Origin of the sequence: Saccharopolyspora galaxeae (assembly GCF_016526145.1) — a bacterium.
Classification (GTDB): Bacteria; Actinomycetota; Actinomycetes; order Mycobacteriales; family Pseudonocardiaceae; genus Saccharopolyspora_C; species Saccharopolyspora_C galaxeae.
The window spans coordinates 569,233-591,728 of record NZ_JADDUE010000002.1; the positions used below are offsets into that span (position 1 = coordinate 569,233).

Genomic DNA, 22,496 nt, shown 5'->3' on the forward strand with positions numbered 1-22,496 from the left:
GTGAATTTCGAACTGCTCGGGGTGCGTGCGGGGCAGCGGGTGCTCGACCTCGGGTGCGGTGCGGGCAGGCACGCTTTCGAGTGCTACCGGCGCGGTGCGGACGTGGTGGCGTTCGACCAGGACGCCGAGGCGCTGACCGAGGTCAAGACGATGTTCGGGGCGATGGAAGCGGGCGGTGAAGCGCCCGAGGGCGCGACCGCGACCACCGTCACCGGCGACGCGCTCGCCCTGCAGTTCCCGGACGACCACTTCGACCACGTGATCGCCTCCGAGATCCTGGAGCACATCCCGCAGGACTGGCGGGTGATGAGCGAACTGGTGCGGGTGGTCAAGCCCGGCGGCCGGGTCGTGGTGACCGTGCCGCGCTGGTTCCCGGAGCGGGTGTGCTGGGCGCTGTCCGACGACTACCACCAGGCCGAAGGCGGCCACGTGCGGATCTACCGGCGCGAGCAGCTGGTCGAGCGGCTGCGGATCGCCGGTCTGAAACCGGTGCACCACCACTACGCGCACGCGCTGCACGCGCCGTTCTGGTGGTTGAAGTGCGCGGTCGGGGTGGATCGCGAAGATCACCCGCTGCCGAAGCTCTACCACAAGCTGCTGGTGTGGGACCTGATGAGCAAGCCGTGGGTGACGCGGGCGGCCGAGCAGGCGCTGGACCCGTTCCTCGGCAAGAGCCTCGCGGTCTACCTGTACAAACCCCGGCACGAATCGGACCTCGGCGGTGTCTGAGCCGCCCGCGGTCGACGGGGTGCTCTCGGCGGCGGATGCGCTGGCGACCGCCCGGTCCATCGCCGCGGTGCAGGAGCGCTCCGGTGCGGTGCCGTGGTTCCACGGCGGGCACGTGGACCCGTGGGACCACGTCGAGTCGGCGATGGCGCTGTCCGCGGCGGGTCTGCTGTCCGAGGCCGAACGCGCCTACGACTGGCTGCGCCGCACGCAGCGCCGGGACGGTTCCTGGCCGCTGCGGGTGCGGGCCGGTGTGGTCGAGGACGCCGCCGCCGACACGAACTTCTGCGCGTACCCGGCGGTGGGGGTGTGGCACCACTTCCGGATCACCCGCGACGAGCGGTTCGCCGAGCGCATGTGGCCGGTGGTGCGCCGGGCGATCGATTTCGTGCTCGGCTTGCAACGCGACCGCGGCGAGATCGACTGGGCGCGCGGCGCGGGCGGTTCCGCGATTGGTGAGGCGCTGCTGGCGGGTTCCTCCAGCATTCATCACAGCCTGGTGTGCGCCCTCGAGCTGGCCGTGCACTTCGGGTGCGCGCAACCGGACTGGGAGGTGGCGCTGGACCGGCTCGCGCACGCGCTGCGGCACCACCCGGAGGCGTTCGCGGAGAAGGACCGCTACGCCATGGACTGGTACTACCCGGTGCTGGCGGGCCCGCTGCGCGACGACGCCGGGCGGGACCGGATCGTCCGGCGGTGGCCGGATTTCGTGGTCGACGGGCTCGGCGTGCTGTGCGTGGACGACCACCCGTGGGTCACCGGCGCGGAGACGTGCGAGCTGGTGCTGAGCCTGGACCTGCTCGGCTGGCGCGAGCACGCGGTCGAGGTGCTCGCTTCCATGCAGCACCTGCGCGAGCAAGACGGTTCTTACTGGACCGGGTACGTGCACGCCGACGGCAAGCGCTGGCCCGATGAGCGCACCACGTGGACGGGCGCGGCGGTGATCCTCGCCGCCGACGCGCTGTCCGGGGCCACACCCGGCGGCGACATCTTCCGCACCGGCGTGCCGCGCGCGGGCTTACCGGTCGACGACGGCTGCGGCTGCTCGGCACCGGTCCCGGTCGGCGAGTAGCCGCGACTTCGTGCGGCCGTTGCACCGGGTCGTCCAGTTCCGTCGCCCACTCCGGCGCGGCTGCGTCCGAGTCGCAACAGGACGGTGCGCGCTTGACGGGGTCGTGATCCCGGCGAGTTCGTGAAGCTGTCCGCCGACCCGGTTCCTTTGACATCGTGTGATCGGTTGTCTAGTGACAACAGGTGCACGAGCTGATCCGTGCTGTGGTTTCGCGGCCGTCTCGTGCCACGGGCGAGTCGAGGTATGGAGGAAGTTCGTGGAGCACAGCACGAATCGGCTGCTGACCACCCACGCCGGAGCCCTGTGGAAGAGACCATGGTCGACCGGCCGCACCAGCCGGAGTCCTTCGCCGATCTCCTGCCGCGGAGCGTGGCGGGCGTCGTCGAGCAGCAGCGCGCCGCCGGTCTCGACGTGGTCAACGACGGCGAGATGGGAAAGCCCGAGTGGTCCTGGTACGTGACGAGCCGCTTGTCCGGTTTCGAACATCGGCCCGCCGAGCGCACCGAGGCGCTGAACGGTCAGGACCAGCGCGATTTCCCCGGCTACTACGCGGACGCCATCGAGAACGGGCTTTGGTACGGCAACACGAACAGCCTCGTGGCCACGGCCCGTGCGCAGACGCCGGTGTGCACCGGTCCGATCGAGTACGACCCCACGCAGGTGCGCCGTGATATCGAGAACCTGCGCAGCGCGCTGCAGGGCAGCGACGCGGTGGAGGCGTTCCTCCCGGTGGTCGCGCCCGCGAGCGCGGCGGTCGGGCAGCGCAACGAGTACTACAGCTGACCGAAGGTGCCGCGTTGGCCAGTGAGCGGCTGTGGGGATCGCGGCGGTGCTCTCCTGGGCGGCCTGCCCAGGTTGATCAACGTACGGATCTCGCGGGCGGTAGCTCGTCGCCGGGATCGTGCGAGTCCGGCTCGGCGATTTACAAGTCGTATTGAGCGTTACTTTGTGAGAGCACTGCCACAAATGAACGTGCGAGCTTTTCGAAATCGACGGCTCGGCTCGTGTTTGGTAACTACAAGCAACTCACCGTACTGTCGGCATTGATTCGCAGAAGTTATCGAATCGTTTTCGGCGATGTGTGTCTCGCCCTATTTCTCCGCCGCTTCCGTTGTCAGGATTGCCCTTCGCATGGTCGGGGTCCTGAAACTGAATCCAGCCGTTCCGCGCCGCAGCGCAGCGCGGTCCGTCAGAGCATGTCGACGTGGCCTGCCGCAGCGCGTTTTCACGGGCGGGAGTCCACGTCCGGAATGTCTGGCCAGGCGAAGGGAGTAGCACGTGAGCGACACCGACACCCCGAATCCGCACAGCAAGGACCTGGAACAGGCGCTGCGCGTGTTCGAAGCCAGATTGGCCGAGATCGCCCCGGACGGGCAGCGGCACGCGAGCCCGGACGCCGATGACGAGCGCCTGCACGAACTGCGATCGATCGTGATCCGCCGGGCCGAAGCGCTGCCGAGCGCCGTCTGGCCGCGCGCCAAGTGCGAACATTGCACAGGACAACGCGAAGTCGAGGCGCTCCAAGCGCGCTACACCGATGGCGCCGCGGCGCCGCAATTCGATTCCCGCCCCCGCACGTGCCCGAAGTGCTGGGGGACCGGACTCACCTTGAACTGCTCCGGGTAGCGGCGCCGCGTTCGCTTCAGAGCTCGCCGAGTCTCCCGCCGACCCGTTCCAGCACCCGCAGCGAGCCGGTCGCGCTGTGTTCGCGGTAGTTCCCGCCGTCCAGGGCGCGGCGGTAGATGCGGTACGGCGCTTGGCCGCCGTCGTCCGGGTCGGGGAACACGTCGTGGATCACCAGCGCGCCGCCGGGGTTGATCCACGGCGCCCAGCCCTCGTAGTCGGCGTTCGCGGCGGCGTCGGTGTGCCCGCCGTCGATGAACACCAGGTTCAGCGGGCTGCGCCAGAAGGCGGCGGTGACGGGGGAGCTGCCGACGATCGCGACGACTTCGTCCTCCAGCCCGGCGCGGGCGATGGTGGATCGGAACTCGCCCAAGGTGTCCAGCCGCCCGACCTGCGGGTCCACCAGGTTCGGATCGTGGTACTCCCAGCCGGGCTGGTGCTCCTCGGACCCCCGGTGGTGATCGACCGTGACGACGCGACCGCCGGTGGCGCGGGCCGCCGCGCCGAGGTAGACCGTCGATTTCCCGCAGTACGAACCGATTTCCGCCGCGAGCCCGGTGCCCAGGAACTCGGTGGCCGCCCGGTGCAGCGCCAGCCCCTCGTCCGCGGGCATGAAGCCGGTTGCCTGCTCGGCGACGGCCAGCAGGTCCGGCGGCATCGCCGGCTCCGCGTTCGATCGGTCGCCCGGGGTCGGTGCGGTGCTGCTCACGGTTTTCCTCTCCACGGTCGCTGTCGCCGACGAGCCTACGCAGGAATGCTCTGGTCTAGGTAGAACTTGTTCTATTACGCTGCTGTTCCTCGGATAGGAGGCGCTATGGCGATCGCGATCACCGAGGTGCAGCAGGACGTGCGGGAGTCGGTCCGGGCTTGGTCGCAGGAGCTCGACACCGCCGGGATCAGGGAGGGCGGGTGTCCGGCGCCGGGCCCCGGGTGGAAGGGGCTCGCCGAGATCGGCGTGTTCTCGATCGCGTTGCCCGAGGCGGTCGGCGGCGCCGGTGCGGGAGTCGCCGATCTCGCGGCAGCGCTGGAAGCGGCGGCCGAGGCGCTGGTACCCGGGCCGGTGCTGAGCACCTGCGCGGCGAGCGTGCTGCTCGGCCGCGCGGACGTTCCGGCCGAATTGTTGCGGCAATTGGCCGAAGGCGAGATTTCCGTTGCAGTGGCGGCGGATTCGGGGCAGCTGACGGCTGTGCGGCAGGGCGGCGGCTGGGTCGTTTCCGGCACGGCCGGTCCCGTGCTGTCCGCGCCGGAGGTATCGCATCTGCTGCTGGTGGCTCGGACGCCGGACTCCGGCGAGGTGTGGTTCCTCGTCGAATCCGGTGCGGTGCGCGTGGACGAGCGGCGTGCGCTCGACCTGTCGCGGTCGCTGGGCGACGTCGGGTGCGAAGACCTCGAGGTCGCGCCGGATGCCGTGGTTCACGGGCTCGATACGGCCCAGGTGCGCGACGCGCTGGTGGCGCTGTCCGCGGCCGAAGCCTCGGGAATCGCCGGGTGGTGCCTGCGCACAGCCGTGGAGCACGCTCGGACCAGGGAGCAGTTCGGGCAGGTCATCGGCACCTTCCAGGCGATCAAGCACCTCTGCGCGGAGATGCTGTGCCGCGCCGAGCAGGCCGCCGCGCTCGCCTGGGACGCCGCGCGCACGCTCGACGAGAGCCCGGACGAGCATCCGCTTGCCGCGGCGGCGGCCGGTGCGGTGGCGCTGGACGCGGCGGTGGACACCGCGAAGGACTGCGTGCAGGTGCTCGGCGGCATCGGATTCACCTGGGAACACGACGCGCACCTGTACTTGCGCAGAGCCGTTGCGCTGCGGCAATGGCTCGGTGGCGGCGCCGCGTGGCGCGAGCGCACGGCCGAGCTGGCGCTGGACGGGGCCAGGCGGAACCTGAGCATCAGCGGCGACATCCCGGACGACGTGCAGGCCATGCGGCCCGAAGTTCGCGGAATCGCCGCGGAATTGGCCGCGTTGCCGCCGGATCGGCAGCGGGAGCGGCTCAGCGAGTCCGGCTACCTCGCCCCGCACTGGCCCGAGCCGTACGGCCTCGGTGCTGAGCCGCCGCTGCAACTGCTCATCGACGAGGAGCTGCACCGGGCCGGAGTGCACCGGCCCGACCTCGTCATCGGCGCATGGGCGGTGCCGACCCTGCTCGAACACGGCACCGCCGAGCAGCAGGAGCGGTTCGTCCGGCCGACGATGCGCGGCGAGATCACCTGGTGCCAGCTGTTCAGCGAGCCGGGCGCCGGTTCCGACCTGGCCGCGCTGCGCACCCGCGCCGAGCGGGTCTCCGGCGGGTGGCGGCTGCACGGCCAGAAGGTCTGGACGTCGATGGCGCAGCAGGCGCACTGGGCGATCTGCCTGGCCCGCACGGATCCGGACGCGCCGAAGCACAAGGGGATCACCTACTTCCTGGTCGACATGGCCGCCGCGGGCCTCGAAGTGCGTCCGCTGCGGGAGATCACCGGCGAAGAGCGGTTCAACGAGGTCTTCCTGGACGGGGTGTTCGTGCCGGGCGAGCTGGTCGTGGGCGCGCCGGGCGGCGGCTGGCGGCTGGCGCGCACGACGCTGTCCAACGAGCGCGTCGCGATGAGCGGCGGCTCGTCGCTTGGGCAGGAGGTCGAGCGGCTGCTCGCGCTGGCGGAAACCGCGCAGGAGCGGGTCGGGGCGCGGGTGGCCGAAGGGCTCTCGGTGTCGCTGTTGCGGCTGCGGGGGACGTTGCGCAGCCTCAACGGCCAGGATCCGGGTGTTCAGTCCAGTGTGGAGAAGCTCGTCGGTGTCCGGCACCGGCAGGAAGCCGCCGAGACCGCGCTCGAACTCCTCGGGACCGACGGTGCCGCGACCGACGGCGCCGCCGCGGAATCCGCGCACGAATTCCTGCTCACCCGGTGCCTGAGCATCGCGGGCGGCACCACCCAGGTCCTGCGCACGGTGGCCGCCGAACGAATCCTCGGTCTCCCGCGGGCCTGAGCCGTGCTTGCGGAACATCCCGCTCGACCGCTAGAACTAGAACAAGTTTCATTTGGGATGGCTGGACGAGGCGAGGAGCCGGTGTGGAGTTCGCGCTCGACGACACGCAGCAATCCGTGCGGGACCTGGCGACCGAGGTGCTGAGCCGGGAGCGGGACCGCGAGCAGCCCGCCGATGCTGAAGCCGGTTCGCTGTGGAAGGCGATGGCGGCGGCGGGCCTGCTCTCGCTGGCGGTGCCGGAACGGCTCGGCGGCGCGGGCCTCGGTCCGATGGCCACCGGCGTGCTGCTCACCGAAGTGGGCCGGTATGCGGCGCAAGTCCCCGCGCTGGCCACGCTGGCTCTCGGCGTGCTGCCGATCGCACGGCACGGCACGGAACAGCAGCAGGATCGCCTGCTGCGCGAAGCGGACTCCGGGCAGATCCTCACCGCCGCCGTGAACGAGCCCTCCGCCCCGCTGCCGCGCGCGCCGAAAACGTTGGCACGGCAGGAAAAGGACTCACTCGTGGTGTCCGGTACGAAGACGGACGTGCTGCACGCCGATTCGGCGCGGGAAATCCTCGTTCCGGTCACAGTGGACGGTGGCGGCACAGCGATCGCCGTCGTGCGGCCGGATGCGGCCGGGCTTTCGCGGGAAACCGGCCCGATGTCCGGCGGGCGAGCCTCGACGTTGCGGTTCGAGCAAGTGCGGGCCGAACGGCTCGGCGAAGATCCCGGGGCCGTGGCGGACCTGTACCGCTGCGCACTAGCGGGCATGTGCGCGCTCGGCGACGGCGCGGTGGGCGGCGCGCTCGACCTGACCACCGAGCACGTGCGCACCCGCACCCAGTTCGGCCGCCCGCTGGCCACTTTCCAAGCCGTGGCGGGGCAAACCGCCGACATCTACGTCACCGCGCGCACGCTGCACCTGGCGGCGCTGTCCGCGTGCTGGCGACTGGCCGAAGGCCGCGATGCCGACGACGACCTGGCCGTCGCGGCCCTGTGGCTCGCCGAGGAGGCACCGGCGGCCATGCACGTGGCCCAACACCTGCACGGCGGCGTCGGGGTGGATTCGACCTACCCGTTGCACCGGCATTATTCGCTGGTCAAAGACTTGGCGCGGCTGGTGGGCGGCGCCGGCCACCGCGTCGACGCGCTCGCCGACCAGCTCGCGATGGAGTGCTGATGTTCATCGAATGCACCGAACAGCAGGAGGCGCTGCGCGCGCAGCTGCGCGAGTACTTCGCGGGCTTGATGTCGCCGGAAGAGCGCGCGGAGATGGCCGCCGACCGGCACAACGCGGTGTACCGCGAGGTCGTGCGGCGGATGGGCCGGGACGGCTGGCTCGGCGTCGGCTGGCCCGTCGAGTACGGCGGGCACGGGTTCGGCGACGTGGCCCAGCACATCTTCGCCAGCGAGGCGGCGCGCGCCGACATCCAGCTCCCGTCGGTCACGCTGCAAACGGTCGGGCCGACGCTGCTGGCCTACGGCACGCAGCAGCAGAAGGACCTGTTCCTGCCGAAGATCCTCGCCGGTGAAGTGCACTTCGCGATCGGCTACACCGAACCCGAAGCGGGCACCGACCTCGCGGCGCTGCGCACCTCGGCAGTGCGCGACGGGGACGGTTACCTGGTCAACGGCCAGAAGATCTTCACCACCGGCGCGCACGACGCCGACTACATCTGGCTGGCCTGCCGCACGGATCCGGAGGCGCCGAAGCACAAGGGCATCTCCATCCTCATCGTGGACACCTCGGACCCCGGCTACTCGTGGACGCCGATCATCACCTGCGACGGGGCGCACCACGTGAACGCGACGTACTTCAGCGACGTGCGGGTGCCCGCGTCGATGCTGGTGGGCGAGCAGGACCGCGGCTGGAAGCTGATCACCACGCAGCTCAACCACGAGCGGGTCATGCTCGGCCCGGCCGGGCGGATCGACGGGATGTGCGCCCGGGTGCGGGATTGGGCCGGCCGGCGCAGCGACCCGGACGGGACTCCGCTGCTGGACCTGCCGGACGTGCGTCGCGCGCTCGCCCGCGCGCACGCCTGCACGCGGGTCAACGAGTTGCTGAACTGGCAGGTCGCGGCCTCGTCGGCGGCAGGTCCGGTGCAGGTGGCGGACGCCTCGGCGACGAAGGTGTTCACCTCCGAGCGCATCCAGGTCCTCGGCCGCTCGCTCGAAGAGGTCGTCGCCCGCCACGGCGACGCCGCCGAGCCCGCGACCGCGGACCTGCTGCGCTGGCTGGACGTGCAGGCCAAGCGGAACCTGGTGCTCACCTTCGGCGGCGGCGTCAACGAGGTCCAGCGGGAACTGATCGCCACGGCCGGGCTCGGGCTGCCCCGATCGCCGCGTTGACCGGAGGGAGCACGCGATGACCGTCGACACACCGCGAGAAGCGCTGGGCGAGGACGCCATTCCGGCGATCGCGGACCGGATCAAGCAAGCCGGGGAGTCCAGCAGCCGGGCCGCGCGCGACCCGGTGAACCTGCCGATGATCAACAACTGGGTGGAGGCGCTGGGCGACGGGAACCCGGTGTACACCTCGGCGGAGCAGGCCGCCGCGTCCGTCCACGGTGGACTCGTCGCGCCGCCCGCGATGGCGCAGGTGTGGACGATGCCGGGACTGCGGCCGGTCCGGGACACCGACGATCCGCTCTACGCCATGATGGGCGCGCTCGACGAGCTCGGCTACACCTCCGTGGTCGCGACGAACTGCGAGCAGACCTACCACCGCTACCTGCGCCACGGTGAGCAGGTCGCGGTGACCGCGCGGCTCGAATCGGTCGTCGGCCCGAAACGCACCGGACTGGGCGAAGGCTGGTTCGTCACGACCCGCAACGTCTGGTACGTCGGCTCGGAGCCGGTGGCCGAGATGCTGTTCCGGGTGCTGAAATTCCGCCCACCGCAGCAGGAACAGGAACAGGAACCGCCGAAGCCGCAGTCGCAGCCCGCGCCGGGCGCGCAGATCCTGCCGCCCATCAACCGCGACACCGCGTACTTCTGGGAAGGCGCCGCCGAAGGCGAACTGCGCATCCAGCGCTGCGGCCAGTGCGGGCTGCTGCGGCACCCGCCCGGCCCGATGTGCCCGGAATGCGGCTCCACCGCCCGCAAGCACTTCGTCGCCTGCGGGCACGGCGAGGTCTACAGCTACGTGGTTCACCACCACCCGCCGATCCCCGGCAAAGAACTGCCGATCGTGATCGCGCTCGTCGAACTGGACGAGGGGGTGCGGATGCTGGGCGAGCTGCACGGCATCGATCCCGGCGAGGTGGCGGTGGGGCTGCGCGTCGAAGTCGGATTCCAGCGCTTGACCGAGGAGGTCACCATGCCGTTCTGGCGGCCGCGGCAGGACGGGGGTGCGGCATGAGCACGTTGCCCAGGACCCGGACGGCCGCAGAGGTGCAGGTGGGTGCGGCCCTGCCGGAGGAGAGCATCGAGGTCACGCCCACGTTCGTGGTCAGCACCGCACTGGCCACCAGGGACTTCCAGGACGTGCACCACGACCGCGACCTGGCCCATGCCAAGGGATCGCAGGACATCTTCGTCAACATCCTCACCACCACCGGAATCGCGCAGCGGTACGTGACCGACTGGGCGGGACCGGAGGCGCTGGTGCGCGGTGTGTCGGTGAAGCTCGGGGTGCCTTGCTACGCCTACGACACGTTGACGTTGTTCGGGCAGGTCCTCGATCGCGTCGTCGAGGACGGCGAGACGCGGTTCTCGGTGGAAGTGCTCGGGCGCAACGGAACCGGTGAGCACGTGCGCGGAACGGTGCGGGTGGCCCTGCCGGAGGTGTCGGCGTGAGCATTTCGGAACAGACCGCCATCGCGGGGATCGGCGCGACGGAGTTCTCCAAGGACTCCGGCCGCACCGAGCTCCAGCTCGCCGCCGAGGCCACCCGCGCAGCGCTGGCCGACGCGGGCCTCGAACCGTCCGATGTGGACGGCATGGTGACGTTCACGATGGACAACAACACCGAGGTCGCCGTCGCGCGGGAACTCGGGGTGCCGGAGCTGAGCTTCTTCAGCCGGGTGCACTACGGCGGCGGAGCGGCTTGCGCGACGGTGCAGCAGGCCGCCATGGCCGTCGCGACCGGCATGGCCGAGGTCGTCGTGTGCTACCGGGCGTTCAACGAGCGCTCCGGGCAGCGGTTCGGGCAGGTGCAGTCCGGGCTGGCCGCCGCGCCGACCTCGACCGGCATCGACGCCGGGTGGAGCTACCCGGTCGGCCTGGGCACGCCGGGCGGGCAGGTGGCCATGTTCGCCCGCCGCTACATGCACGAATTCGGCGCCACGAGCGAGGATTTCGGCCGCGTCGCGGTCGTGGACCGGCAGCACGCCGCGACGAACCCGAACGCCTGGTTCTACCAGCGCCCGATCACCCTGGCCGAGCACCAGGGCTCGCGGTGGGTCACCGAGCCGCTGCACCTGCTGGACTGCTGCCAGGAAAGCGACGGCGGCGTCGCGCTGGTGGTCGTCTCCGCCGAACGCGCCAAGGACCTGCCGAATCCTCCGGCGCTGGTCCGCGCCGCCGCGCAGGGCAGCAGCACCGACCAGTTCACGATGACCAGCTACTACCGCGACGACCTCACCGGCCTGCCGGAGATGGGGCTGGTCGCGCGGCAGCTGTGGCGGCAGGCCGGGGCCGGGCCGGAGGACATGCAGGTCGCCGTGCTCTACGACCACTTCACGCCGTTCGTGCTGGTGCAGCTGGAAGAACTCGGGTTCTGCGGGCGCGGGCAGGCGCGGCACTTCATCGCCGACGGCGGCATCGGCCTGGACGGCGCGCTGCCGGTCAACCCGCACGGCGGGCAGCTCGGCGAGGCGTACATCCACGGCATGAACGGCATCGCCGAAGGTGTCCGGCAGATCCGCGGCACCGCGGCCAACCAGCTGCCCGAGGTGCACAACGCCCTGGTCACCGCCGGGACCGGAGTACCCACCAGCGCACTGGTCCTGTCCGCGGCCTGACTCCCTGGCAACGAGCGCGGGACCGCTTCGCCCGAACGGATCGGGGCGATGGGCCCCTTCACTCCCTCGGGCGGGCTGCCGACACGCCCGCCCGATATCGGCCCAGCGTGCGGAGTGAACGGAACTTTCGTCCCAATAGATTGGGCGAACAGTCCGTTCACTCGGTTCCGAAGCCGGTCAATCGGTTCCCGCGGTGGGCGGGCTCGGAGCGAGCGCGGCGATCCCGGCGGCGAGGTCGGCCGGGTCCGGGGCGGTGTCCGGGTCGATGAGCCATTGCAGGACGAAACCGTTGATCATCGCCAGCACCGCCGAGCCGACACCGCGCTGCTGCGCGGTCACTTCGCCGGAGTCGCCGAAGATCAGCTTGGGCAGGTTGGCCCGCGCCTGCTCGTAAACGTCGATGAGCGCACCGCGGATCTCTTCGGAGTACTCGGCCTGGGCGAACGCCTGCACGCTCGCGACCACCATCTCGCGCTGCTCGGTGAGCGTCCGGTGGATTCCGCGCAGGAACCGCTCGAGCCGTTGCAGCGGTGCGTCCGAATCCACCTCCAGCACGGCCTGGTCCAGCTGCGACGTCCAGGCGCCGATCGCGTCCAGCATGGCGATGGTCAGCAGCGCGTCCTTGGAACCGAAGTGGTAGTTGACCGCGGCCAGGTTCGCGCCGGTCTCGGCGGCGATGTCGCGCGCGGTCGTCGCACCGAAACCCCGCGCGGTGATGCAGCGCTGCGCCCCGGCGATCAGCCGCCGCTTGGTTCCCGAGGAAGGCGCTCGATCCCCTGCCATGCGTGGACCCTCCGTTTCGCCGCTGGGCGGACCGTTCGTGCAGCGCGGGAACGGCCCGCCCGCCATCGGCTCAGACCTTCGCGACCGCGACCTCGATCTTCTCGCCCGCGCCGACAGTGCCTGCGAATCCGTCCAGTTCCGCGTCGGTGAACTGCACCGAGTCCGCGAGCGTTTCGGTCGCCAGCGAGTCCCGGAACGCCCGCACCGACGCGAGCGTCTCCGCGGGCCCGGAGATCGTCAGCGCGATCCGGTCGGAGACGTCCAACCCGGCGTCCCGCCGCGCCTGCTGCACCACGCGGACGGCGTCGCGGGCCACGCCCTCGGCGGCCAGCTCCTCGCTGATCTCGGTGTCCAGCGCGATCGTCGTGCCCCGCTGGGACTCCACGGTCCAGCCGGTGCGCGGCACCTCGGTCAACGCGACCTCGTCCGGGGACAGCACCAGCGGCTCGCCGTCGAAGGTGATCGCGGCCTGCCCGGCGTTGCGGACGCCGTCGGCGATCTCCCGCGGGTCGGCCGCGTTGATCGCGTTCGCCACCTGCTGGGTCTGCTTGCCGAAGCGCTTGCCCAGCGCGCGGAAGTTCGGCTTCACCGAGACGTCCACGACGTCCCCGGCCGAGGACAGCGGCTGCAGGCTCTTGATGTTGAGCTCGGCGGCCACGTCGTCCAGCAGCTCCGGCGGCAGCTCGGTGCCCTCCGGCAGCCCGATCAGCGCGCGCTCGAGCGGTTGCCGGATCCGCACGTCACTGGCCTTGCGCGCGGCCCGGCCCGCTTCCACCAGCGCGCGGGCGGAGTGCATCTGCTCGGACAGCACCGGGTCGGTCGGACCGGGCTGCGGCCACGCCGCCAAGTGCACCGACTCCGGCGCGTCCGGATCGCCGAGCCGCACGACGCGCTGCCAGACCTCCTCGGTGATGAACGGCACCACCGGAGCCAGCAGCCGCGTCACCACGTCCAGGCATTCGTAGAGCGTGACCAGCGCGTTCTGATCCGCGGCCCAGAACCGCTGGCGGGAGCGGCGCACGTACCAGTTGGACAGGTCGTCGATGAAGTCCATCAGCAACCGGCCGGCACCCGCGGTGTCGTACTCCTCCAGCCGCCGGTCGGTTTCCTGCGCCAGCGCGTGCACCTCGGCCAGCGCCCACCGGTCCATGATCGGGCGCTCCGGCGGCGGCGAAGCGCTGCTCGGCGACCATTCCGCGTGACTGGCGTAGAGGGTGAAGAACGACGCGACGTTCCAGTACGTCATGAGGATCTTGCGGGTGATCTCCTCCAGCGGTCCGTGCCCGATCCGCCGCGGCGACCACGGCGACCCGGAGCAGGCCATGAACCACCGCACGGTGTCCGCGCCGTGCCGGTCCATCAGCGGCAGCGGTTCGAGGATGTTGCCGAGGTGCTTGCTCATCTTCCGGCCGTCCTCGGCCAGGATGTGCCCGAGGCAGACCACGTTGCGGTACGACGAGCGGTCGAAGACCAGCGTGCCGATCGCCATCAGCGTGTAGAACCAGCCGCGGGTCTGGTCGATCGCCTCGCAGATGTAGTCCGCCGGGTAGCTGCGCTCGAACCGCTCCACGCTGCCCGGCACGTGCGGGTAGCCGAGCTGCGCGAACGGCATCGAGCCGGAGTCGAACCAGGCGTCGATCACCTCCGGCACCCGCTCGGCAGTACCGCCGCAGTCCGGGCACGGGAAGGTGATCTCGTCGATGTACGGCCGGTGCGGGTCCAGCTCGGACAGGTCCGAACCGGCCAGTTCGCCCAGTTCGGCGCGGGAACCGGGCACCGTGACGTGCTCCGCGGCGCAGCGCCAGATCGGCAGCGGCGTGCCCCAGTAGCGGGTGCGCGACAGCGCCCAGTCGACGTTGTTGTCCAGCCAGTCCCCGTAGCGGCCGTGCTTGACGTGCTCCGGGTACCAGTTCGTCGCGTCGTTCTCCCGCTTGAGCGCGTCGCGCATCGCGGTCGTGCGGATGTACCAGGCCAGCTGCGCGTAGTACATCAGCGGCGTGTGGCAGCGCCAGCAGTGCGGGTAGGAGTGCTCGTACTGCATCGCGTGGAACAGCAGCCCGCGCTGCTTGAGGTCCTCGGTCAGCAGCGGATCGGCGTCCTTGAAGAACTTCCCGCCGACCAGCTCGATCGAGCCGGCGAAGTGCCCGTCCGGCTCGATCGGGTTCACCACCGGCAACCCGTTCGCCTTGCACACCGCGAGGTCGTCCGCGCCGAACGCCGGAGCCTGGTGCACCAGCCCGGTGCCGTCGTCCATGGTCACGTAATCGGCGGGCACCACGAAGTGCGCGCCGGGGATGTCCACCAGCTCGAACGGGCGCCGGTAGTGCAGCCCGACCAGCTCGCTGCCGGGCATCGTGGCCAGCTTCTCCGGCGCCTGCTCCCCGAACACCGCCTCGATCAGCGACTCGGCCACCACGAACGTGCCCTGCTCGGAACGCACCACCGCGTAGGTCGCCTCGGGGTGCACGGCGACCGCGGTGTTCGACACCAGCGTCCACGGGGTCGTCGTCCACACCAGCAGTTCGGCGCCGGCGTACCCGGCGAGTTCGTCGCGCAGCGGGAACCGGACGTAGATCGACGGGTCGGTGACGGTCTCGTAGCCCTGCGCGAGCTCGTGATCGGACAGCGTCGTCCCGCAGCGCGGGCAGTACGGCGCTACCCGGTAGTCCTGGAACAGGTGCCCGTTGCGGAAGATCCGCTGCAACGCCCACCACACGCTGTCCACGTATTCCGGCGACATCGTGCGGTACGGGTGCTCCAGGTCGATCCAGTAGCCCATCCGCTCGGTCACGGCCTCGAACTCGCCGACGTAGCGCTGCACCGATTCGCGGCAGCGGGCGTTGAACTCGGCCACGCCGTACTTCTCGATGTCCGGTTTCCCGGACAGCCCGAGTTCCTTCTCCACCGCCAGCTCCACCGGCAGCCCGTGGCAGTCCCAGCCCGCGCGGCGCGGCACCGAGTGGCCCTTCATCGTCTTGAACCGGGGGAAGAGGTCCTTGAAGACGCGGGCCTCGACGTGGTGCGTGCCCGGGTGACCGTTCGCGGTCGGCGGCCCTTCGTAGAACACCCACGGCTCACCGTCGGCGGTCTGCTCCAGGGCGCGGCCGAAGATCCGCTCGTCCTGCCACCAGCGGGAGATCCGGTGCTCCATCTCCGGCAGGTCGATCTTGGCGGGCAGCGCGTCGAACGGGGACGCGCCGGGCTGTGCCGCACCGGGCTGGGCTGCACCGGGCTGGGCTGCACCGGGCTGGGCTGCGCCGGAGTGGGGGGCTGCACCGGATCGGGGCTGCGCCATCGGGGCTCCTCGGGCTGGTTCGCTTCGCTCGCACGGGCAGCTGATCGCTGCCCACGCGGGGACGAAGTCGCGAACGACCCGCGGTACCACCCCGCTTGTGCCCGCGGCGCGGGCACCTCTCCTTCGTGCCGGCTGTGACGGGCGGCTCCCGTCCGGTTCTACTGAGGGCCGCTGCTGCTCCGGCTGCTGCCGGGGCCGCCGCGACGCCCGTTCTTCCGGAGGCTCCCCGGTGATGGCCGGATCAACGCCTGCTGCCTCCGACTATAGCCAACCGCGCATCCCGGTCTCACAGCGCACCCGCCGCAGGTCACAACGCCCCCGGCAGCACCAGCAGCCCCCAGGCGAACAGCGGGCCGACCGCGACGACGGCGCCGGTGTAGCCGAGCAGCTGCCGGTAGATCATCGTCCGGTCCGAGCCGCGGGCGTTGCTCAGCACGAGCGCGCCGTTGCTGGAGAACGGGGAGGTGTCGACGATCGTCGCGGACACGGCCAGCGCGGCCACCAGGCCGGCGGCGCTGAGATCGCTGGAGAGCAGCAGCGGAACGGCGATCGGGATGATCGCCGTGAGGATCGCGGTCGAGGACGCGAACGCGGAGACCACCGCGACGACGACGCACAGCAGCAACGCGACCAGCAGCGGGCTGCCCAGCTGCGAGGCACCGTGCGAGATCGCGTCGATGGTGCCCGCCTCCTCCAGGATCCCCACGTAGGTGATCATGCCGCCGATCAGCACGATCGTGGACCAGCTGACTCCCTCGATCGCCTTGGACTGCCGGTTGAGATCGACCAGCGCCAGCAGCGCACCGGCGCCCAGCGCGAGGAACCCGATCTCCAGCCGGAACACCAGCGCCACGCCGACCAGCACGACCAACATCGCCAGCGTCAGCACCTGCCGCCAGTCGACCCCCGCGGACGCGTCGTCGTCCGCTTCCTGCTCCACCGCGGCCGCGGGATCGGCGCGCCGGTGCCCGCGCAGCACCACGAAGCTCACCGCTGCGATCAGCACGTTGAACGCGAGGCTGGCCAGGAACAGCGCGTGCGGCGCGAGTTGCAGCGGCGTCTGCTCGATCATGCCGAGCACGATCGCGCCGGAGACCGCGATCGGGGAGAACGACCCCGCGTGCGCGCCCGCCACCAGCACGGCGCCGATGAGCAGCTGGCTCATGCCGTGGCGTTGCGCGAACTTCAACCCCACGGGCGCCAGCAGCGCGATCGCCGCGGTGGGGAAGGTGCCGAGCGCCGAGAGCAGCCCGCACACCGCGAACAGCACCCACGGGATCAGCGCCACCTTGCCGCGCACGAGCTTCACCCCGCCCCGCACGAGCAGGTCGACGGTGCCGTTGCGCTGCGCCACCGCGAACAGGTAGGTGACGCCGAGGATCGTGACGAACAGCGAAGCCGGGAAGCTTTCGAGGATTTCGTCCTCGGACAGGTGCAGCGACGCGGTGCCGACGAAGAACGCGCCGACGAACGCGAGAATGCCGATGTTGATGGGGAACAACGTCGCGACCACGAACATGACCGCGAGCGCTAGAAGCGGAAGGCTCTCAGACATCGTTGTCCTAGCTCGAATCTCTGTTGTGCGGAACCGACGGAGCGCGGGCTGGTGCGCCGGTGGTGCTCAGGCCAGTGCGCCTGCGCGGCGCCCGAACACCGCGCCCGAGGTCAGTCCGGTTCCGCCGGGGTAGTTGCCGCTGAACAGGCCACCGAGCATTTCCCCGCAGACGAGCAGGCCCGGCAGCTGCGCACCTTCGTCGTCGAGCACCCGCCCGCTGGTGTCCGCGCGCAATCCGCCGAAGGTGAAGGTGATCCCGCAGGTCACCGGGAACCCGTAGTACGGCGGGGTTTCCAGCGGGATCGCCCAGTTCGACTTCGGCGGGCGCACGCGGGCGGCGCGCCCGTCCAGCGCCGCGATGTCCAGCGCCGCGCTGCGGTCGATCGAGGCGTTGAACTCGGTCACGGTGCGGTTCAGCGAGGCCGGATCCACGCCCGTGCCCGCGGCCAGTTCTTCCAGCGTGTCCGCCACGACGACGGAAGCGCCGGGCAGGTCGTACTCCTCGGCGCGCAGCCGCGGCCGGGTGCTCGCGTCGAACAGCTGGAACGCGACGCCGCCGGGCTGCGCCAGGATTTCGGCGCCGTACTTGGCGTAGGTGAGGTTGCGGAAGTCGGCGCCTTCGTCGAGGAACCGCTCGCCGCGCGAGTTGACCACGATGCCGAGCGGATAGCCGCCGCGGGTGAGCTGGTTGGTGACCGCGCGGTTGCCTTCGTTGTCCGGGTACCAGGCGTCCCACGCGACGCTGTGGCAGCTGTTCCAGTCGCCGTGGGTAGCCGCGCCGGCCTCGATCGCCGCGGTCAGCATGTCACCGGTGTTGTGCGGGGTGCCGCGGACCTTGGCCCTGCGCCAGCTCTCGCCGAGGTGCCGCGCGCGGAGTCCGGCGTCGGCCTCGAAGCCACCGGCCGCGAGCACCACGGAATCCGCTTGCAGCACGCCGGATCCGCCCGTCGCATCCGTCCACTTGAGACCTTCGATCGCCCCGGCGCGCAGCACGAGTCGCTGCGCGCGAACGCCGTAGCGGATCTCGACCCCGGCCCGCTCGGCGGCTGCGGTGTGCTGCTCGATCAGCCCGGTCCCGCCGCCGGTGGAGCCGACCGCCAGGCCGCCCCAGAACACCTGCCGCCCCTGCTCGTCCGGGTACGCCTGCCGCTCGTACATCAGCCGGAAGCGCAATCCCTTGCCGTGCAGCCAGCGCAGCGCGTCCTGGCTGTCGCCGACCAGGACCCCGGTCAGCGCCGGATCGTTGTGCCCGCCGGTCACCTTCGCCATGTCGGCGGTGAAATCCCGCGCGGTGTAGGGGTTCAGGACGGACGCGGTGTGCCGGTCGTCGCCGTCGAGCAGATCGGCGAGCTCGTCGAGGCCGTGGTGCGCGATGCGGAACGCGCCCGCGGTGTAGTAGCTGTTCCCGCCGGCCTCTGCGGGTGTTCCCTTCTCCAGCAGCAGGACCCGCCTGCCGCGTTCGGCCGCGGCGTGCGCGGCGCTGAAGCCGGCGTTGCCGCCGCCGACCACGACGACGTCGAACTTCTCGGTCTGCATCGTTGCTCCCAGGGTCAGTGGCGGGTTGCGGTCGTCTCCGGCACCCGGATCTCGGCGTCGCAGAGGATTCGGGCCGCGCGCCGGACGGTGACTCGGCGCGGCGGTCCGTCGTGGAAATCGGCGCAGTCGACCGCCACGGCACCGGCGGGCGTGCCGATGCGCAGCCGTGCGGCCCCTGGAGCGTCCGAGCGCGCGGCGACGACCGTCCCGTCCAGCGAGTTCGCCACGGCCACCCCGACCGCCGAGGTCAGGCCGATCGCGGGGTGCGGAGAGTTCATCGACAACATGCGCACCGAGACGTCGGCGCCGTGCTCCGGCCCGCCGACGACGCCGACCTTGGGGATCGCGTCACCGCCGGGCAGGCCCATCCGTTCCCCGGCGGCCCGGCGGATCCGGCGCAACTGCTCGGTGCGCTCGCGCGTGATCGGCTCCTGCCCGGTCAGCCCGAGCGAAACCGCGTCCACGAGCACCATCGGCGCACCCGCGTCGATCATGCTCACCCGCACCGGCGTTCCGTCGACGGACAGGTCGTCCACCGCGCGACCGGTGGGCAGCGTGCTGCCCGTGGTCCCGCCCGCTGGATCGACGAAGGCCAGCCCGACGCCGACGCCGCCCGCCCGGGTGCCCGGCACGGTCTCGGTGCCGAACTCGTGCACCCGGCCGCCGCCGGTGTCCACATCGGCCTCCAGCACGGCACCGGTGTTGACGTTGCGCAGCACCACCCGGGTCGTGTCCCCGGTGGGCGCGACGAGACCGCGGGCGAGCGCCCACAACGCGATCGCGGTGGCGCAATTTCCGCAGTTGCTGCCCCATTCGACGCCGGCGACACCGATCCCGACCTGCCCGAAGAGGTATTCGACGTCGACGCCCGCGCCGGGCCGCACGAACGCGGCCTTCGAGGTGGTCGGGGTGGCACCGCCGACACCGTCCACGTGCGCCGGATCGCCGGCGTCGTAGGCGTCGACCAGCAGCCGGTCCAGATTCGGCCGGTCCAGCTCCATCCGGTTGCGCAACGCGGTGGCGTCGAACAGCCAGCACTTGCTGGTGCCGCCCCGCACCAGGCTCGCCGGTACCCGCACGGTGGCTCCCCTTCCTGCCGCAGCGGCGCCGATCGCCGCGCTCGAGTGCCGACGACTTTGACAACGGCGAGCTGTTACCACAATGTCCCGTCGCTTACCCTGACTTAAGCGACACTAAAGTCAGGAGGAGAGATCATGGACGTGCGCCGCATGTTGCTGCTGACCGAAGCGGCCGATCGCGGCTCGATCAGCGCGGCCGCGGACGCGCTCGCGATCACCCCGTCGGCCGCCTCGCAGCAGCTCTCGCGGCTGGAGGCGGAGTCCGGCCAGCCGCTGGTGGAACGGTTGCCGCGCGGGGTGCGGCTCACCGGCGCGGGCGAGGCGATGGCCGCGCGCGGGCGCCGCATCCGCAGCGAACTGCGCGGCGCGCAGGCCGACCTGGATTCGTTCGCGCGGTTGACCGAAGGTTCGCTGCGGATGGGTTCGTTCCCCACCGCCAGCTCCTCGCTGCTGCCGCTGGCGCTGACCCGCTTCTCCCGCAAGCACCCGGGCGTGCGGGTCACCGTGCGCTCGTCGCTGCTGGCCGGACTGCAGGAGTTCCTGCACGCGGGAGAGGTGGAGCTGGCGATCCTGTGGGACTACGAGTGGAACCGCGTCGAGGACGAGGCGCTGCGGGTCACGCACCTGCTGGACGATCCGATGGTGCTGGTGGTGCCCGCGAACTCGGAGCTGCTGGAGCGCTCCGGCGTGGACCTGGCCGAGCTGGCCGACCAGAAGTGGATCACGCGGACGGAGAACCCGGTCGCCGAGGTGCTGCACCGCAGCTGCCGGCTGGCGGGCTTCGAACCGGACATCTCCTACGAGTCGCACGACTACCACGAAGCGCAGGCGATGGTGGCCGCCGGACTCGGCATCGCCATCGCGCCGCGGCTCGCGCTGACCAACCGCCGCCACGACGTGCGGCTGATCGCGTTCGAATCCCGGGGACGACCGGCGCCGGCCCGGCGGATCCTGCTGGCCCGGCCGGTGAACCGGACTCCGACGCCCGCCACCGAGGTCATGATCGAGACGTTGCGCGCGGTGGCGCCGAAGTTCGCCGCCACCAACCTGCACCTGGCGCAGCTGGGAACCGTCCGCGCGCGTTGAGTCGGTCAGGGCCGCAGCAGCACTTTCCCGGCCGCTCGGCGCTGATCGAGTTCCCGAAGCGCGTGCGCGGCGTCCTGGAACGGGTGGGTGGAACCGACCAGCGTGCGCAACCCGCCGGATTCCACGTGCGGCAACAGCTCCTGCCACTGCTGCCGCGGATATTCCGGTCGGGAACCGCAGAACGCGCCCCAGCCGACGCCCACGACGTCGAGGTTGTTCAGCAGCAGGCGGTTCACCTTCACCGTGGGGATCTCGCCCGCGGTGAAGCCGATGACCAGCAGCCGTCCCTCGTCGCGCAGGGTGCGCAGCGAGTCGGTGAACCGGTCGCCGCCCACCGGGTCGACCACCAGGTCCACGCCGCGCTTGCCGACCAGTTCCGCCACCGCGTCGCGGAATCCTTCGGCGAGCACCACGTGCTGCGCGCCCGCGGAACGCGCAGCCTCCACTTTGGACTCCTGGGAGACCACGGCGATCACCCGCGCGCCCAGCACGCTCGCCAGCTGCACCGCGGCCGTGCCCACGCCACCGGAAGCCCCGTGCACCAGCACGGTCTCACCGGCGCGCAACCGGCCGCGGCGGGCGAGCGCGAAGTGCACCGTCAGGTAGTTCATCGGCATCCCGGCCGCGGCGTCGAACGGCACCTGCTCCGGCAGCGGGAACACGCGCTCGGCGTCGACCGCGGCCAGCTCCGCGAAACCGCCGATGCCGGGGAAGGCGGCGACCCGCTGGCCCTGCTCGAAGCCCTCGGCCGCTTCGCGCACCACACCTGCGACTTCCGAGCCCGGCACGAACGGCGGGTCCGGTTTGATCTGGTACTCGCCGCGGGTCATCAGCACGTCCGGGAAGGTCACCCCGGCCGCGCGCACCTCGATCAGCACCTGGCCCGGACCTGGCGCCGGGTCTTCGGCGTCGGCGACCCGCACCGAATCGGGGCCGGTCAGCTCGGTGATCTGCACCGCTCGCATGTCGTTCCTCCCTGCACGTCGGCGTTCGCCGTCCGCAGCCGATCATCCGCGCGATCAGCCGTAAACCGGTTCGCGGTTCGTCAGCCCGCCGGTCGCAGCAGGTGCGGGTAGTCATCCCGGTGCTGCGTGCGCACGATCGCGCCCAGCAGCAACGCGGTCTGCTTGACGACGTACTCCTCGAAATCCATCGTTTGCCCGAGGTACCAGCGCTTCAACGCCCAACCGTGGGCCAGCAGCAGGAAGTCCTGCGAGACCAGTTCCACGTCCACGTCGGTGAGCAGGCCACCGGCGACGCCCGCGCGCAGCGCTTCCCGCAGCGGCTCGCTCGTCTCGATCTCCAGCCGCTTGATCTTCGCGCGGCCCTCGGTGCCGAGCGACTTGCTCTCCCGGTAGGTCAGCACCGCGGCGTGCCGATGCGCGTTGATCACCTCGCAGTAGGCGCGGAAGGCACCGGCGATCCGCTCCACCGGATCGGTCCCCGCCCGCACGGCAGGCGGCACCTGTGCCGCGAAGGCGTCCAGCACGTCGACGATCACCGCCAGCAGCAGGTCGTCCTTGCCGCCGAAGTAGCGGTAGATGAGGCCGACGCTGACTTCGGCCTCCGCGGCGAGCGCCTGCATGGACACCCCGTGGAAGCCGTCGCGCTCCATCAGCCGGGCCGCCGCGTCCAGCAGCTGCCGGTGGCGCCACTCGGAGCGCGCGGCGCGGGCGGCCTCGTTCGGATCTTGCGGTTCCGACCTGGTGGGCGTGGGCACGCGGTTCTCCCTGCACATCGGTGAACGCCGAGTTCATCTTCCCGGGCGCTGGTGCGCACCGGCCGGGCGGGTGTCCGGCACCGGTCGCGCCGGCGTCCTTGACACCGCAGGC

19 protein-coding genes are annotated in these 22,496 nt (G+C 71.1%); 11 read left to right on the forward strand and 8 right to left on the reverse strand.

Features of this window, described 5'->3' with window-relative positions:
- The 4 genes from INP57_RS07085 to INP57_RS07100 all read left to right on the forward strand — a co-directional run bounded on the left by INP57_RS07085 (window position 1) and on the right by INP57_RS07100 (window position 3,424).
- Entirely contained in the window at window positions 1-729 is a 729-nt protein-coding gene (locus INP57_RS07085) for a class I SAM-dependent methyltransferase (protein WP_307849943.1), read from the forward strand.
- Window positions 722-1,798, forward strand: coding sequence for a prenyltransferase (locus INP57_RS07090; protein ID WP_200069214.1), 1,077 nt, complete (start codon window positions 722-724; stop codon window positions 1,796-1,798). The genes INP57_RS07085 and INP57_RS07090 overlap by 8 nt, the downstream gene beginning before the upstream one ends.
- A gap of 315 nt (window positions 1,799-2,113) precedes the next feature.
- A complete protein-coding gene (locus INP57_RS07095) occupies window positions 2,114-2,581 on the forward strand; it encodes a uroporphyrinogen decarboxylase/cobalamine-independent methonine synthase family protein (RefSeq protein WP_200069215.1) in 468 nt (155 codons plus the stop codon).
- 495 nt (window positions 2,582-3,076) lie between these two features.
- Window positions 3,077-3,424, forward strand: a complete 348-nt coding sequence (locus tag INP57_RS07100) for a hypothetical protein (protein WP_200069216.1) — start codon at window positions 3,077-3,079, stop codon at window positions 3,422-3,424.
- A 16-nt stretch (window positions 3,425-3,440) separates the two neighbouring features.
- On the opposite strand, the gene INP57_RS07105 is transcribed toward INP57_RS07100, so the two are convergent.
- Window positions 3,441-4,130: a class I SAM-dependent methyltransferase gene (locus INP57_RS07105; RefSeq protein WP_307849944.1), complete on the reverse strand. Its 690-nt coding sequence runs from the start codon at window positions 4,128-4,130 to the stop codon at window positions 3,441-3,443.
- 105 nt (window positions 4,131-4,235) lie between these two features.
- Between INP57_RS07105 and INP57_RS07110 the strand changes: the two genes are divergently transcribed.
- The 6 genes from INP57_RS07110 to INP57_RS07135 all read left to right on the forward strand — a co-directional run bounded on the left by INP57_RS07110 (window position 4,236) and on the right by INP57_RS07135 (window position 11,330).
- Complete coding sequence (locus tag INP57_RS07110; RefSeq protein ID WP_200069217.1) at window positions 4,236-6,380, forward strand: acyl-CoA dehydrogenase family protein; 2,145 nt, start codon at window positions 4,236-4,238, stop codon at window positions 6,378-6,380.
- 83 nt (window positions 6,381-6,463) lie between these two features.
- A complete protein-coding gene (locus INP57_RS07115; protein ID WP_200069218.1) occupies window positions 6,464-7,543 on the forward strand; it encodes an acyl-CoA dehydrogenase family protein in 1,080 nt (359 codons plus the stop codon).
- A complete protein-coding gene (locus INP57_RS07120) occupies window positions 7,543-8,715 on the forward strand; it encodes an acyl-CoA dehydrogenase family protein (RefSeq protein ID WP_200069219.1) in 1,173 nt (390 codons plus the stop codon). Before INP57_RS07115 ends, INP57_RS07120 begins: the two co-directional genes overlap by 1 nt.
- Window positions 8,716-8,731: 16 nt before the next feature.
- Entirely contained in the window at window positions 8,732-9,727 is a 996-nt protein-coding gene (locus INP57_RS07125; protein WP_200069220.1) for a bifunctional MaoC family dehydratase N-terminal/OB-fold nucleic acid binding domain-containing protein, read from the forward strand.
- Complete coding sequence (locus tag INP57_RS07130) at window positions 9,724-10,164, forward strand: hotdog family protein (protein WP_200069221.1); 441 nt, start codon at window positions 9,724-9,726, stop codon at window positions 10,162-10,164. Before INP57_RS07125 ends, INP57_RS07130 begins: the two co-directional genes overlap by 4 nt.
- On the forward strand, window positions 10,161-11,330 hold the full coding sequence (locus INP57_RS07135; protein ID WP_200069222.1) for a lipid-transfer protein: 1,170 nt from the start codon (window positions 10,161-10,163) through the stop codon (window positions 11,328-11,330). The genes INP57_RS07130 and INP57_RS07135 overlap by 4 nt, the downstream gene beginning before the upstream one ends.
- Before the next feature lie 177 nt (window positions 11,331-11,507).
- Here INP57_RS07135 and INP57_RS07140 read toward each other — a convergent pair whose 3' ends face one another.
- From INP57_RS07140 to INP57_RS07160, 5 genes are all read right to left on the reverse strand, one after another.
- Window positions 11,508-12,113, reverse strand: coding sequence for a TetR/AcrR family transcriptional regulator (locus INP57_RS07140; protein WP_200069223.1), 606 nt, complete (start codon window positions 12,111-12,113; stop codon window positions 11,508-11,510).
- Between the two features lie 70 nt (window positions 12,114-12,183).
- Window positions 12,184-15,408: an isoleucine--tRNA ligase gene (ileS, locus tag INP57_RS07145; RefSeq protein ID WP_200069224.1), complete on the reverse strand. Its 3,225-nt coding sequence runs from the start codon at window positions 15,406-15,408 to the stop codon at window positions 12,184-12,186.
- A gap of 307 nt (window positions 15,409-15,715) precedes the next feature.
- Window positions 15,716-16,963, reverse strand: coding sequence for an SLC13 family permease (locus INP57_RS07150; protein WP_200069225.1), 1,248 nt, complete (start codon window positions 16,961-16,963; stop codon window positions 15,716-15,718).
- Between the two features lie 66 nt (window positions 16,964-17,029).
- Window positions 17,030-18,499 (reverse strand): FAD-dependent tricarballylate dehydrogenase TcuA, encoded by a 1,470-nt coding sequence (gene tcuA / locus INP57_RS07155; RefSeq protein ID WP_200069226.1) that lies wholly within the window; start codon window positions 18,497-18,499, stop codon window positions 17,030-17,032.
- Window positions 18,500-18,513: 14 nt separating this feature from the next.
- A complete protein-coding gene (locus tag INP57_RS07160; protein ID WP_200069227.1) occupies window positions 18,514-19,578 on the reverse strand; it encodes a PrpF domain-containing protein in 1,065 nt (354 codons plus the stop codon).
- A gap of 135 nt (window positions 19,579-19,713) precedes the next feature.
- Between INP57_RS07160 and INP57_RS07165 the strand changes: the two genes are divergently transcribed.
- The gene (locus INP57_RS07165; RefSeq protein WP_233626979.1) at window positions 19,714-20,664 is read left to right on the forward strand and encodes a LysR family transcriptional regulator; all 951 of its coding nucleotides are present in this window, start codon (window positions 19,714-19,716) and stop codon (window positions 20,662-20,664) included.
- Between the two features lie 5 nt (window positions 20,665-20,669).
- On the opposite strand, the gene INP57_RS07170 is transcribed toward INP57_RS07165, so the two are convergent.
- Both INP57_RS07170 and INP57_RS07175 read right to left on the reverse strand, forming a co-directional pair.
- On the reverse strand, window positions 20,670-21,629 hold the full coding sequence (locus INP57_RS07170) for an NADPH:quinone oxidoreductase family protein (RefSeq protein ID WP_200069228.1): 960 nt from the start codon (window positions 21,627-21,629) through the stop codon (window positions 20,670-20,672).
- Window positions 21,630-21,709: 80 nt separating this feature from the next.
- A complete protein-coding gene (locus tag INP57_RS07175) occupies window positions 21,710-22,384 on the reverse strand; it encodes a TetR/AcrR family transcriptional regulator (RefSeq protein ID WP_200069229.1) in 675 nt (224 codons plus the stop codon).
- Window positions 22,385-22,496 lie beyond the last annotated feature (112 nt).